General features: G+C 66.0%; 15 protein-coding genes. 3 read left to right on the top strand and 12 right to left on the bottom strand.

The window, feature by feature from the left end; genetic code table 11:
- Positions 1 to 62: 62 nt before the first annotated feature.
- The 8 genes from ARTH_RS03580 to ARTH_RS03545 all read right to left on the bottom strand — a co-directional run bounded on the left by ARTH_RS03580 (position 63) and on the right by ARTH_RS03545 (position 5,141).
- Complete coding sequence (locus tag ARTH_RS03580) at positions 63 to 698, bottom strand: hypothetical protein (RefSeq protein WP_011690565.1); 636 nt, start codon at positions 696 to 698, stop codon at positions 63 to 65.
- The gene (locus tag ARTH_RS03575) at positions 698 to 940 is read right to left on the bottom strand and encodes a hypothetical protein (protein WP_011690564.1); all 243 of its coding nucleotides are present in this window, start codon (positions 938 to 940) and stop codon (positions 698 to 700) included. The genes ARTH_RS03580 and ARTH_RS03575 overlap by 1 nt, the downstream gene beginning before the upstream one ends.
- Before the next feature lie 44 nt (positions 941 to 984).
- Positions 985 to 1,284: a hypothetical protein gene (locus ARTH_RS03570; RefSeq protein ID WP_011690563.1), complete on the bottom strand. Its 300-nt coding sequence runs from the start codon at positions 1,282 to 1,284 to the stop codon at positions 985 to 987.
- 261 nt (positions 1,285 to 1,545) lie between these two features.
- Positions 1,546 to 2,292 carry an NUDIX hydrolase gene (locus ARTH_RS03565; RefSeq protein ID WP_011690562.1) on the bottom strand — a complete coding sequence of 249 codons (747 nt, stop codon included), beginning with the start codon at positions 2,290 to 2,292 and terminating at the stop codon, positions 1,546 to 1,548.
- Complete coding sequence (locus ARTH_RS03560) at positions 2,289 to 3,398, bottom strand: AAA family ATPase (protein WP_011690561.1); 1,110 nt, start codon at positions 3,396 to 3,398, stop codon at positions 2,289 to 2,291. The genes ARTH_RS03565 and ARTH_RS03560 overlap by 4 nt, the downstream gene beginning before the upstream one ends.
- 1 nt (position 3,399) lies before the next feature.
- Positions 3,400 to 4,068, bottom strand: coding sequence for a nicotinamide riboside transporter PnuC (gene pnuC / locus ARTH_RS03555; protein WP_011690560.1), 669 nt, complete (start codon positions 4,066 to 4,068; stop codon positions 3,400 to 3,402).
- A gap of 69 nt (positions 4,069 to 4,137) precedes the next feature.
- Positions 4,138 to 4,629 (bottom strand): hypothetical protein, encoded by a 492-nt coding sequence (locus tag ARTH_RS03550; protein ID WP_011690559.1) that lies wholly within the window; start codon positions 4,627 to 4,629, stop codon positions 4,138 to 4,140.
- A 104-nt stretch (positions 4,630 to 4,733) separates the two neighbouring features.
- Positions 4,734 to 5,141: a hypothetical protein gene (locus ARTH_RS03545; protein WP_156810608.1), complete on the bottom strand. Its 408-nt coding sequence runs from the start codon at positions 5,139 to 5,141 to the stop codon at positions 4,734 to 4,736.
- A 154-nt stretch (positions 5,142 to 5,295) separates the two neighbouring features.
- On the opposite strand from ARTH_RS03545, the gene ARTH_RS03540 reads away from it, so the two are divergent.
- The gene (locus tag ARTH_RS03540) at positions 5,296 to 6,543 is read left to right on the top strand and encodes an MFS transporter (protein ID WP_011690557.1); all 1,248 of its coding nucleotides are present in this window, start codon (positions 5,296 to 5,298) and stop codon (positions 6,541 to 6,543) included.
- Here the strand turns inward: ARTH_RS03540 and ARTH_RS03535 are convergent.
- Positions 6,481 to 9,336, bottom strand: coding sequence for a cation-translocating P-type ATPase (locus tag ARTH_RS03535; protein WP_011690556.1), 2,856 nt, complete (start codon positions 9,334 to 9,336; stop codon positions 6,481 to 6,483). The genes ARTH_RS03540 and ARTH_RS03535 overlap by 63 nt on opposite strands.
- A gap of 81 nt (positions 9,337 to 9,417) precedes the next feature.
- Positions 9,418 to 9,912: a hypothetical protein gene (locus tag ARTH_RS03530; protein WP_011690555.1), complete on the bottom strand. Its 495-nt coding sequence runs from the start codon at positions 9,910 to 9,912 to the stop codon at positions 9,418 to 9,420.
- Between the two features lie 85 nt (positions 9,913 to 9,997).
- Between ARTH_RS03530 and ARTH_RS03525 the strand changes: the two genes are divergently transcribed.
- Positions 9,998 to 10,960 (top strand): hypothetical protein, encoded by a 963-nt coding sequence (locus ARTH_RS03525; RefSeq protein WP_043429360.1) that lies wholly within the window; start codon positions 9,998 to 10,000, stop codon positions 10,958 to 10,960.
- 40 nt (positions 10,961 to 11,000) lie between these two features.
- Positions 11,001 to 11,237: a hypothetical protein gene (locus ARTH_RS03520; RefSeq protein ID WP_043429357.1), complete on the top strand. Its 237-nt coding sequence runs from the start codon at positions 11,001 to 11,003 to the stop codon at positions 11,235 to 11,237.
- 116 nt (positions 11,238 to 11,353) lie between these two features.
- Here ARTH_RS03520 and ARTH_RS03515 read toward each other — a convergent pair whose 3' ends face one another.
- Together ARTH_RS03515 and ARTH_RS03510 are read right to left on the bottom strand one after the other, a co-directional pair.
- Positions 11,354 to 12,199, bottom strand: a complete 846-nt coding sequence (locus tag ARTH_RS03515) for an aldo/keto reductase (RefSeq protein WP_011690552.1) — start codon at positions 12,197 to 12,199, stop codon at positions 11,354 to 11,356.
- Positions 12,200 to 12,316: 117 nt separating this feature from the next.
- Complete coding sequence (locus tag ARTH_RS03510) at positions 12,317 to 12,772, bottom strand: hypothetical protein (protein WP_011690551.1); 456 nt, start codon at positions 12,770 to 12,772, stop codon at positions 12,317 to 12,319.
- Between the last annotated feature and the right edge of the window lie 6 nt (positions 12,773 to 12,778).

The following is a 12,778-nucleotide window of genomic DNA, read 5'->3' as shown; positions in this document are numbered from 1 at the left end:
GGCAGGGCCGGGGACCAGACGCGGGGATCCGGCACTGGCTGCCTTTCCCAGCTTCCGGCTCCTTAGAGCGGACCGTAGCCGGCGTTGCCGTACGGGTCCCGCCAGGTGGCCAGGTCGCCCTCCACAGCCCTCCGGAGGTGCGGGTCCGTGTGGAGCCGCCGGCGGAAGGACTGGCGGGCCCGGCCCATCACCGCCGAGGGGACCAGAATGCAGGCCGTCAGGAGGGCCACGAGGAGCAGGTACGCACCGACCAGCGCAACAACGGTGCCGCGCTCTTCGGCCGAAGGAAGGGTTGCTGCCATGCCTGCGCCCGTGAGGCCGGCCAGGACGGCCACCATGGTGATGCCGCCGCGGGCGCTGCCGGGGCCTCGGGTGATGAGGGCCGTATCGGTGCTGGGGACGGTGGCGCGGACCCGTTTCCAGGCCAGCAGCCCGGCGACGGTGAGAGCGGCGCCGATCAGGCCCAAAACCAGCACCCAGACGGGATTCCCGGTCAGGACTGAGACGAAACCGCCCGTGAGGACAAGGACGGGTCCGCCGCTGATCGCGCTGCTCCAGGCGGCCGCCAGGGTTCCCTGGGCATCGGCCAGTTGCCGGAGCCGGGACGGGGCGTTCGGCGGGCTGACCCTGGCCAGGTCCGGGGAGAGCCAGTAGTCCAGGGGATGGGCCGGCTGCATCCTTGCAGGTGTGTGAGTCATCAACTTCTGCCTTCTGGGTGGATGGTTACTGTCCTAACTCCGCATCTCAACTGCAGCACGTTCGCGGCGGATTCGAGCTGGCAGTCCTGGTCTTTGACCCGCGGCCAGCCCGAAAGCTCAGGAGCGCTATTGGCCCGCTTGTAGTGGAACTCGTCGTGCTCGGTGTAGACGACGACGCTGTCGCCGTCGAACCCGTCCTGTTTGATGAGTACGGACTGCCCGTCCGCGGCTGTAACCTTCACGGTGTCCCCGATGCCGAATGCGCCCAGGGCCGTGAAGATGAAGATCAGGCCGACGCACGGCAGCCGCGGCCGCGGTCACTATGGTCCAGCCGATGATGCGCCGTGGTGCCCTTTTTGGTGATGCGGCCGGTCATTGCCGGGAGCAGGAGAGACAATCCAACGGCGCCAGACAGGAGCGCCACGATCAGGAACCAGGACGCGACGGAGTCCGCAGGGATGCCGACGTAGAGGAACAGGTCCTTCCGGGCGGCGGCCCCGTACGCCTCACTGATGGCAAGGTCTGCCCAGGTACACAGAGCCGCTGTGACGATAAGGGAACTCCCCCAGACTTCTCTGCGTTTCATGGGTTGGACTGGTCCGAGCGCTGACCGGTAGCCAAAGCCAGAGCATCCTCTATCGTCTGTGTCGGCGCCACGACCGGCGCAGGAGCGGGGGCTGGCGGCGGCAGCTCACGAAGGATGGCAAGGCAGAGCCCTCCCCAAAACTCGGTTCGCACTGATTCACCCAATATCTAGCCGGACGCGTCCGGCTAGTGCCAGCCTAGCGGACACTGGCTGCGTCATGGTGGCGCCGGTCAGGATGGCAAAGATACGTTACCGTCTGCATCATCCCGCCCTGGGTTTGGTCAGCGGTGGGTGGATGTGCCGGTCGGTGGCGGTGAACAAGGCTGCCGGGGCGCCTGTGGCCGCTTGTGACTTCCTGCCGGTGTCTTCGAGCTGGGGCATCATCTTGCGGGTGAAGTTCCCCGCTGTCAGAGTGGTGTTCCACACAGCGTCGTAGACGGTGCGGAGCTGGGTCATGGTGAACTCGGCGGGCAGCAGCCGGGCGGCCACGGTGGTGTATTCCATTTTTCCGGCGAGCCGGTTCAGTCCGTCGCGCAGGATGGCGGCGTGGTCGAACGCGAGGTTCCCGCTATCGAGCACGTCGTGGACCGGGTGCCAGGCTGCGGATGAGGCGTCGGTTCCGGCGGAGATCTCCGGCAGGGCCTGGCCGTCGGTGGCCAGTAATGCCAGATGTGCCACGGAGACCACCCGCATTCTGGGGTCCCGGTCCGGATTGGTGTAGGTGGCCAGCTGCTCGACATGCACCGGCAGCTGCCCCAAATCCAGGCTGGTTTCTTCGGCGAGCTCCCGGTATGCGGCCTGTTCAGCGGATTCCTGGGGGCCGACGAATCCGCCGGGAAGCGCCAGCGCGCCTTTGAACGGGTGGCCGCCGCGGCGGACGAGGGCGGTGTGCAGCACTCCCCCGGATACCGCGAAGACCACCAGGTCGGCCGTCAGTGCGATCGAGGGGTAGTCCTTGGGCTTGTAGCTGTCCAGGAACTCCTTCTCGGCCTTTGAGTTGCGGCTCATACCGCCGCTCCTTCCAGGACGGTGCGGGTAGCCCAGGGAGGCGAAGTGAATTTGCTCCGTTGCATGAGGATGAGCTCGATGATCTCGACGGCGGTCTGCTTGCGGCGTTCGTGGTCGCCGCTGACCAGGATCCAGGAGTGGCCTTCTGCGGTCAGGGCCTCCTTGAACCATTCGGTCATTTCGGCCCGGCGGTGTTCGCCTTCGCGCCACCCGTCGTCTTCGAATTCCACACCTTCGTGATCGGTGATCAGGTACAGGTCCCGGGGCGGGAGGTTGCTGGCGGCGAGGTAGGAACCGTAGCTGCGTTCGCCGATGTAGAACCGTTCCCAGAGGGTGGTGGCCAGTGAGTCGGTGTCGGCGATAACCAGCGGACAGGCATCAGCCGCGGCGTTCTCCATCTCATTCTGCCGGGTCGCGATGCGGCCAAAGTCCTGCTCATTCCAGACCATGTCCTCAAGGACGGCTTCCGGCATCTTTGCGCGCAGGGCGTCGAACTTTTCGTACGTGTAGTCGCGGCCGTATTCGGGGACATCTGTGATCCCGGGAAACCGTGGCCGGTAGTGCTCGGTGAGCGCCTTGGCCAAGGTGCTGGTACCGCTGGATTCGGCGCCGACGAGGATGATCCGGGTGGCCAGGCCCTGCCGGGCAGGGCCGATAATGAAGGGCCAGGCGGACCCGAGGTCATCCCGGCAGAGTGTCCCGCTGATCGGGAACGTGGTCCGTGACTGGTCCACGAGGACGTGCTCGGCACCGAACGCCTGGGCGAGCTGGGCCCCGTATTCTTCGGAGCTGAACACCGCCTCGACTTCTGTCACCCCGTGGGTCTTCAGGGCCAGGCGCATCAGTTCGCTCTGCGCCTTCCAGATCTCCTCGGAGTCATAGTCTTCCGGGCAGTCGTTGGGCATCCCGATAACGTGCACTCCGGCGATGTCCTCGAACTCGGCCGCCAGCCATGTGGTCCGGTCGGCGACGGTAATGGACTCGAAGCGGTTGCCCAGGACCAGGACCGAGACGTTCTCGGACTGTGCGGCGGCGGTGTTGATCAGGTGGGCGTGGCCGGCGTGCGGCGGGTAGAACTTGCCGATGACCATGGAGTTCTTGTACATCTCAGGCTCCTGCCGTGACGGGCTCGGGAGAGGCGGCCGGGGCTTCCAGGGTGCGTGTGCGCTTCCAGTCAATGAGGCCGTAGATGCACAGGGCGAGGAAGCCGATGTAGAGGATTGCAGTGAGCGTCAGGCCGCGGCTGAAGTACAGCGGAATGGAGACAACGTCGATGAGGATCCACACGTACCAGTGCTGAAAGATCTTCTTCGCCTGCCCGTACGTGGCGACCAGGGAGGCGGTCAAGGCGAATGCGTCCGGCCAGGGCACTACAGAGTCGGTGCCGTGGGTGAGGATCATGGCGACCCCGGCCGTACCTGCCACGGTGGCGCCCAGTCCGAGGATCATCTCCTTGGGGTTGGCATCCCGGATGGGAAGGTCGTTCGTTCCGTCGGTGGCGGCGTTGCCACGGATCCAGTTGTACCAGCCGTAGATGGCGACGGCGGCGAAGATGACCTGCAGGACGGTTTCGCCGTAGAGGCCGGCGCCCAAGAACAGGACGATGAACGCCAGGTTGTTCAGGATGCCGATGGGCCAGTTCCACAGTTTCTGCCGGGCGACCCCGTAGACGCAGGCGGCGCCGGTGACGAAACCGATGATCTCGATCCAGCTCACGGGGTTGCCGAGGAGGTTGGGGATGGCTGCGGAGTTCATCCAGCCGAGCAGGGCATTCATGTCGCTCCTATCATTGTTATCAAGCTGACAATAATCACCTTAGCAGTATTATTGTCGTTGTGATAACAATTATCGGAGTAACTTCCGTCGCGTCGAACTAGAGGCCGGGGCCGACCGCACTCTCCGGCGGTACCTGATGTTGTTGACAAGCGAGACTGCGCTGGCCAACAGAAGAATCCAGCCGGGCAGGGAGATGACGATCACTTGCCGTGTTGCCTTGTCATCGTACGGAATCTGAAGGGTTCCGCTGATGTCGTCGGGGTGGTACGCGACCTCGATCGGATCACCGATTTCGTGTGCACAGGGCTCGGCTCCGAGGCCGGGACGAGTCCGGTAGGCAACTCCGTCGACGATCAGCTCGGCGATCGGTGAACAGATGCCCTTGGAGGCAATCTCCTGGTCGACGACGGTTCCGTTAGTGACCACGCTGCCTTCCTGGGGAGTGTGGCTGTTGAAAGTGATCACCCAGAGGATGCCGATGATGATCCCTGCGATGGATACGCGGGGCCCGAAGTGCGGCTCCTTGATGGGTGGCCGCGTTGGTGCTGATTCGGTGTCCATCACGCTCCAGGGGTCTTCCGAGGTCGGTGCTCTCCATAAGGAGACATGCGTAGATCAGTATTCCCCATAGACGAGGGTGGATCACGTGCGCTGCAGGCGCCCCGTCACCGGCGTCTGAATGTGACCCCTCCGATGAGCCCTGCCAGGGCTGCCGGCAGGGCGAACAGGCCAAAGACCTGCGGCATCAACGACGGCGGCGTGGTGATCATCGTGGCCAGGCCCACGAGTGCCACCGGCGCCGCAACGCAAAGCGTGACCCAGAGCGGATACTGCCGGATCTGTGACCAGACGGCGGCGGCAATGGACGCTGCCGACCCCGCGAGCATGAACAGCCTGCCGACTCGCAGCCGCTCCACAAACTCGGGCACCGGCTCGTAGGCGAACAGCATTGTCCGCTCCAGAGAAATGCCCGTCATGATGATGGAGAATCCGACCAACGCTGCCCACGGCAACGCACGCCCCCTCCACCACCGGCGGACAACGTAGCGTTCGCCACTCGGTGAGTTCGTCACCCTGTGATCTTATCCGTTGGCCGGTCCCCGGCGACTGGCAAAAACCGGAGCTATTGTATTCCCGCGGGCCGTCCGAAACCCTTGAGCTGTGAAACCGCATCGTTCTGGCCATGCTGCTCCAGACAGCCCGCCGCTGCCGGGTTCACCATGGAGAATGGTGCTTGGATTCGGGCTGGTCAGCCTGGCCGTCGACGCCGTGTCCGACGGCGCACGTCCCCTCGCCGGCCCCCTGCTGGCCCAACTGGGTGCCTCCGCTTTGGTGGTCGGGCTGGTCACCGGCGCCGCCGAGGCCGCAGCCCAGGGGCTCCGGCTGCTCTTCGGCCCATGGGCGGACCGTACTGGTAAGTACTGGACTTTCACGATTGCCGGCTATGCACTGACCGTCCTGTGTGTTCCCTTACTCGCTGTTACCCCTGTTGTGGGTGCCGCGGGGCTGGTGCTGGCGTCCGCCCTGATCATTGGCGACCGCGTTGGCAAGGCCGTACGCAGCCCTGCGAAGACTGTCCTGCTCGCCTCCGTTGCCGGGCCGGTCGGGCGGGGACGCGGTTTCGCCGTCCACAAGTCACTGGACCTTGCCGGCGCATTTGCGGGGCCCCTGATCGCCTCCGCGGTCATCGCGGCCACCGGGTCACTGTGGCCGGCCTTTGCAGTGCTGGCCATTCCGGGGGCCCTTGCCATGGCCCTCCTGTTCCGCATTCGGGGCCGCGTACCGGAACCACAGCGAACGGCAGAGCAGCTGGTGACGCCGGTATTGCCGGATGCGCCGGACACCCCGGGTGGCCTGAAACCTGCTGACACGCCGGCGGGACGCCTTCCCGGGGTGTTCCTCCTCTTCGCCCTCTCCGCCTTCTTCTGGAGTGCGGGCCTGGTGGCCTTCGGCGTCATCGCATTCCATCTGACGGCCGCGGTTGATGTCCCTGTGTCCGCAGTCCCGCTGGTTTACGCGGCTGCCATGGCTGCGGCAGCGCTGGGAGCCCTCGCCAGCGGATACGGCTACGACCGCGCCGGCGGTGCCGTGCTCCTGGTCCTGCCGGTCCTGGTCGCTGTGATCCCGGTACTGGCGTTCTCCGTGAGTACCGGACCGGTGCTGGGCGGGGTCCTCGTGTGGGGAGCCGCCACGGGCATTCAGGACTCAACCGTGAAGGCGCTGGTTGCCGATCTGGTGGTGCCTGCCAGGCAGGGCACAGCCTATGGAATCTTTGCCGCCTTCGAAGGAGGCGGCGCACTCGCCGGCGGAGCCTTGTACGGCGCGCTCTACGGCACCCGTCCGGCGCTCATTGCCGCCGTGGCGGTCCTTCAGGCAGTGGCGATGGTTCTGGTGGTAGCCACTGTGGTCCGGTCACGCCGCCGCCCCGGTGCGGAGACGGGCCCCGGCGCGGAACCGGGCCCGGAGCCTGAATGACAGCTTCCGGAGTTCACCAAAAGCAAGCACCGCGGACGCCAGCAGAACGCACATTCCCCAGTGGCGGGCATCCATGGACTCCGTCCCGAAGGCCCCCTGCAGAAACGGCACCTCAACCACGGCGACCTGGAGAACAACGGCCACTGCGACCGCGCCCCACAGCCACTTGTTGACGAAAAGTCGGTGAAAGGCGCTGGAGGTCTCGGAACGGGAGTTGAACGCGTTGAACAGCTGGGCGAACACCAGGGTGGTGAACCCGGCGGTACGCGCCACCTGCAGGGAATCATCGCCGTCCACCAGCCCGCCCGGCAGGAAAATGTCGATGCTGAGCAGGGACGCAAGCCCCATGACAAGGCCCACCGACAGGATTCCGGACCACATCCGCCGCCCAATGATGCGATCCGTGGCCTGACGGGGTTTTCGGGCCATGACGTCGTCGATTTCCGGGTCCACGCCCATGGCGAGCGCCGGCCCGGAGTCCGTCACCAGGTTGATCCAGAGGATCTGGGTGGCGAGCAGGGGCAGCGCAACGGCTTCACCGGGGGCGCCGGCCAGTCCCAGCGCCCCGGCAAAAACGACGCCGAGGAACACTGTGAACACCTCGCCCATGTTGGAGGACAGGAGGTAGCGAAGGAATTTTTCGATATTCTCGAAGATGATCCGGCCCTGGCGGACGGCCGCGACAATGGTGGCGAAGTTGTCATCGGCCAGGATCATCTTGGACGCTTCCTTAGTCACCTCGGTCCCGGCGATGCCCATCGCAATGCCAATATCCGCAGACTTCAGCGCCGGCGCATCGTTGACTCCGTCCCCCGTCATGGCCACCACGTTGCCCTGCGCCTGGAGCGCATCAATGATCTGCAGTTTGTTCTGCGGGGCCACCCGCGCATAAACCGATGCGGAAGCGGTGACGGCACGCAGCCCTTCCTCATCCAGCGCATCAAGCTCCGCCCCGGTGACAGCCCGCTCCCCCGCTTGCGCTATCCCCAGGTCGCCGGCAATCCGTGCCGCACTGAGCGGGTGGTCTCCGGTGATCATCAGCACCCGTATCCCCGCGTGCTGGGCGGCGGCCACCGCGGCGGCAGCCTCAGCCCGGGGAGGGTCGATGATGCCCACGACTCCGAGGTACACGAGCGTGCTTTCATCAGCTTCGTCCAGCACCTCGAGTTCGTGCCTGTCCTCGTCCCCGTACCGGCGATAGGCCACGCCGAGCGTCCGGAAGGCCTGCGCGGACAAGGCATCCACCGCCGCGAGCGCCTGTTCCCGGCGCCTGTCGTCCAGCGGGATAATGCGCTCCCCTACCTGCAGCCCGGTGCAGCGTCCGAGCAGCACGTCAGGGGCACCTTTGGTGATAAGGGACAAAGTACCCAGCTCCTTATGGTGGGCCACCGCGGACATCAGCTTGCGCTCCGAGGTGAACGGCACCTCGCCGTGGCGTTCGTACTCGCCGACGCGCTCGGTAACCCCTTCGAGCTTGCGGGCCGCGACGAGGAAGGCAGCTTCGGTGGGGTCCCCCTGGATCTCCCACTCGCCGTCGTGCTCCCTCAGCTGTGCGTTGTTGGCGAAGGTGCCGCCGGCAAGGACCAGCCCGGCTTCAAGGAGCACAGCCGGATCAATATCGTCGCGGCCGTCCTGGCGGGCGCGGCCTTCGGGGCGGTAGCCGACCCCCGTCAGTTCCACCTCGCCCGAGGCCGTGACGATCCGGCCCACCGTCATCTCGTTCCTGGTCAGTGTGCCCGTCTTGTCCGAGGCGATCACCGTGGCGGAGCCGAGAGTCTCCACCGAGTGCAGTTGCTTGACGACGGCGTTATGGCGGGCCATGCGCTGGACACCCAACGCCAGCACTACGGAAAGGATGGCGGGCAATCCCTCCGGGACGGCCGCAACGGCCAGCGATACGCCGAGGAGCAGGACGGTCACGAGGTCGCCCAGTGAGGCAACTCCGTTGACCGCGACCACGGTGACCATTACGACGACGGCGATGACAATCACCGTGATGCCCAGCAGCCGGCTCACTCCCGCAATTTCCTTTTGGAGCGGCGTGGGCTCGGCGACCGTCCGTTCCAGCATGCCGGCGATGGCGCCGACCTCCGAATCCATGCCCGTTCCGGTCACTACTGCGCGGCCCACGCCCTGGGCGACGGCCGTGCCTTTGAACACCATGTTTACCCGCTCCCCCAGCGGGACGCTGCCGGCCAAGGTTCGAGGGTCCTTGAAGACGGGTTCGCTTTCTCCCGTCAGCGAGGCTTCGCTGACACGTAGCGATGTGGCGGTGAGCAGGCGGGCATCGGCGCCTACGGCGTCGCCTTCGCCCAGCGCGAGGATGTCTCCGCGGACGAGTCCGGCTGAGGGCACCGCCTTCAGCTCACCGTCGCGCAGCACCATGGAGTTGGCCGCAGTCATGACCTTCAGGGCAGCCACGGCGGTCTCGGCTTTGTTCTCCTGGACGAAGCCCAGTACCGCATTGAACAGGACCACGGCACTGATCACGAGGGCATCGACCGGAACGCCGTGGGCGCCTTCCACAGACCAGGCCACGACTGAAATTGCTATGGCTGCCAGCAAAAGGTAGATCAGCGGATCCTGGAACTGGGACAGGACCCGCCACCACCACGGTTGCGGCGGTGCAGACTCGAGTTCGTTGGGACCATCGCGCGCCAGCCGGCGGGCAGCTTCGTCCGAGGCCAGGCCGGTACCAGGGTCAACGCCATAGGCGGCCACCGCCTCTTCGGCATCACGGAGGTGCCAGGGGCCGGCATCGTGGGATACCGCCTGGCGGGGAGCATCCGTCATGCCGCTGTCACCCGCATGCCCCCCACACTCACTCACCTGCCGGTGCGGCGCAAGGGGCCAAGGGCCCGACCCGGATTCGACTTAGCGGCCCGCCCACACCGACGCGGCGCCGGAGTGGCCGGTGATGATGCTCTGGTAGATCAACACCGCTCCCGCAACCGCTCCGGCGGCCAGCAGGGCAACCCGCACTGCTCGATTGCTCCGCAGGCGCCCCACGTAGCCCCGGGCACCCAGGAGGTCCAGCCGTCGGGCAAAAGGTTCGTAGGTGACCGCCAGCATCATCGCGACAACCACAAAGAAGGCCACGGCAAGATACTTCAGGAGGTCGCCCTGTTCAACGTGCTCATGGAGGAGGCGCGAGGCCGGCCTCGTCTTTTCCAACTGCTCGCCTGCCTGGGCGGTGACCAGTGTTAGCGGGACCAGCCCCAGGGACAGCACACCCAGCGGCCACGCCAGGGCCTGTCGCGCGGACCGCCACACGCCGTACACGATGGACGCCAGCCCTGTGAGCGGAGCCAGGACCACGACGCCGTGGATGAGCAGGATATGGGCGGGCAGCCCGGCAATTTCGATCATTCGGTTTCCTCCACAACGACGTTGATACCCGGCGGTTTGTTGGGCTGACACGCTGACGCCTCCACCGGACCCCTATGATGCTCGCATGGGAGAGCAACAATTGGTGGAAATTGCCTCCGCACTCTACCGGCTTCCCCTCGAGGGATTCGTGGCGGCCCGGACAGTGGCGGCAAAGGCTGCTGCTGCGGACGGCGGGCGTGACCTTGCTGAGGCCGTCCGTGCACTGCCCAAGCCGTCCGCGGCCGCCTGGGCGGTGAACATGCTCGCTGTGTACCGCCCGGACTCGCTGCGGGAGCTCGCAGAGCTGGGAGCCGCCATGCGCAGCGCCCAGGAAGACCTCGACGCCGGTGCCCTCCGCACGCTCTCGCAGGAGCGTCGCCAGCTCCTCAGCCGCGTGATGGGAATTCTGCGTGAGGTGGCGGAACAGCGGGGGCGCAAACTGAGCGCCGCCGTCGCAGCGGAGGTCGAAGCGACCTTGCGGGCTGCCACCGTTGACGAGGGTGCGGAGGGAGCCGTGCGGAGCGGCCGGCTGCTCCGGGTGCTGTCGGCGGACGGAGTGGACCGGGTGGATCTCCGGGATGCCATGGCGGTCCCCGGCGGCCCCGCGCTGCCCGCAGAGCCGCCGTCGGACGCCGGCCCTTCCGAGGACGCCGCTCCGCCGGACAGGATCCCGACGGCTGCCTCCATTGAAAAACCGCGGTTGAAAGCGGTGGGGACGAAGCGCCCGGCTCCCACGCCGTCGGCCGTCGAACGCGCCGCGGCGCGCCTGGCCGAAGCTGAAGAGGCTGCCCGGTCGGCGGCAGAGGAAGCCCGGGCCCGCACAGCGGAATTCGAGGAAGCCGCCCAGGCCATGACACGGCTCGGCGAAGAAGCGCGCAGTCTTCGCGAGCGCCTCAAGAAGGTGGACGAGGAATTCGACCTGGCAAGGAAACAGAAGGCGGCCGCTGCCGCCCGGATGCAGTTGGCAGTCCGGGCCGCGGAAAAGGAACAGCGGGCGGAGGTTCTCGTCCGGGAGAGAATGCTCCGGCTTCGCAACACGCCGGACTGAGTGGCCCTTTACTGTCAGAGGCCGGTTGCACACTGGATTCATGGACAAGAACCTCAGCACCAGCCAGGCAACCACTCCGGGGCACCTCGGCGGCGACGCCGCGGGGCACCGGGAATTCCACGTCACCTACTTTGATGCCGACTGCGGCTTGATCCGCACGGAAATGTTCGACACCCTGCCGGAAGCAGAGCGGTTTGCCAGCCGGAACGCCTCCGACGAGGACGGCTGGGCTGTAATCGATGCTGTTCCGGCGGAGCAGGGACGGCTGGCAGCCTGAGTCAACGCAGGAGGCCCCGCACTGTGTGAGTGCGGGGCCTCCTGGCAGGAACCCTTCAAGCTTGTGCCCGCGCCCTAAGCCCGGGCCCTGCAGCTGCTTAGGCGAAGTGCAGCCGCTTAGGCGAAGTCGGAAACGGCCGGGTCCGGGCCGATGCGGCCGGCGCCTTCAGCAGTCCGGTCCAGCCCGTTGACGGCCTGGATGTCTGCCTCGTCCAAAGTAACGTCCAGGGCAGCGTAGTTTTCGCGGATCCGGGACTCCGTGACGGACTTCGGAATCACCACGTTGCCGATGGCCAGGTGCCAGGCAATGACCACCTGGGCCGGCGTGGCATTGTGCTTGGCCGCGATCTCCGCGATGGCCGGGTGCTCCAGGAGCTCGCCGCCCTGGCCCAGCGGCGACCATGCCTGGGTGAGGATGCCCTTGGACGCGTTGAATTCCCGCAGTTCGGCCTGGTTGAAGAACGGGTGCAGTTCAACCTGGTTGATGGCCGGGACAACACCGGTCTCATCGATGATCCGCTGGAGTCCCTCGGTGGTGAAGTTGGAGACACCGATGGACTTGACGCGGCCGCGCTTCTGGAGCTCGATGAGAGCCTTCCAAGTGTCCACGTACTTGTCCTGCTGCGGCTGCTGCCAGTGGATGAGGTAAAGGTCCAGGGTTTCGAGGCCGAGGCGTTCCATGGATGCTTCAAAGGCCGCGAGGGTGGATTCGTACCCCTGGTCGGCATTCCACAGCTTGGTGGTGATGAAGATGTCCTCCGGCTTCAATCCGGAGCGCTCGATGGCGCGGCCCACGCCTGCTTCGTTGCCGTAGATCTTGGCGGTGTCGATGTGGCGGAAGCCGGCTTCGAAAGCCTGGACCACTACCTTTTCCGCTACGTCGTCCTCGACCTGCCACACTCCGTAGCCAAGCTGGGGAATGGTGTTGCCGTCGTTGAAAGTCAGTTCAGGAGAAAAAGTCATTACTTCATACTGCCAACCGCAGCACCGTCCGGCCAGCAAAAACGGCTGGCTAAGCTAGGCGCTTAACCGGGAATAGCCAGCCTGTCTGCCAGCTCGCGGGGTTGGTTCTCCTGTCCCCTACGATTCCGGCGGCTGCTCGGAAAGGCGACGCTCGGCGTCGGCGATCTGTTCAAAGACCGATTCCGCCCGGCGGCGGACCGAGGCTGCACCTACCGGGACAGGACCGACGGCGAGTCGGAGCATCGCCGCGGCCTCAGCCGTGGTGGCGAGCGAGTTGCCTGCTTTGGACAGCGACCGGTGCACGCCCGCCAATGCTCCCGGGATGTCCAGCCCCTCGCTGGGTGAACGCCGCTGGGCTTCGACGCAGACCTGCCGGACCCGCACCGAGAGCGCGGAAAGGTCGTTCGCGATCTCCACCAGCTCGGCATACAGCCGGTCATCCTCGACGCCTTCCAGGACCTGATGGAACCGGTCGAGGCCGCGAAGGAAACGGTCATGGGCGCGGCGCCACAGCCCTTTGCCGAGCTCGGCGTCGTCCTTGCGCCCCTGGCGGGCGGCTGCGAAAAATGCCACGCGGAA

It is taken from the genome of Arthrobacter sp. FB24 (assembly GCF_000196235.1).
GTDB lineage: Bacteria > Actinomycetota > Actinomycetes > Actinomycetales > Micrococcaceae > Arthrobacter.
This window is presented reverse-complemented; position numbering and strand designations above follow the sequence as displayed.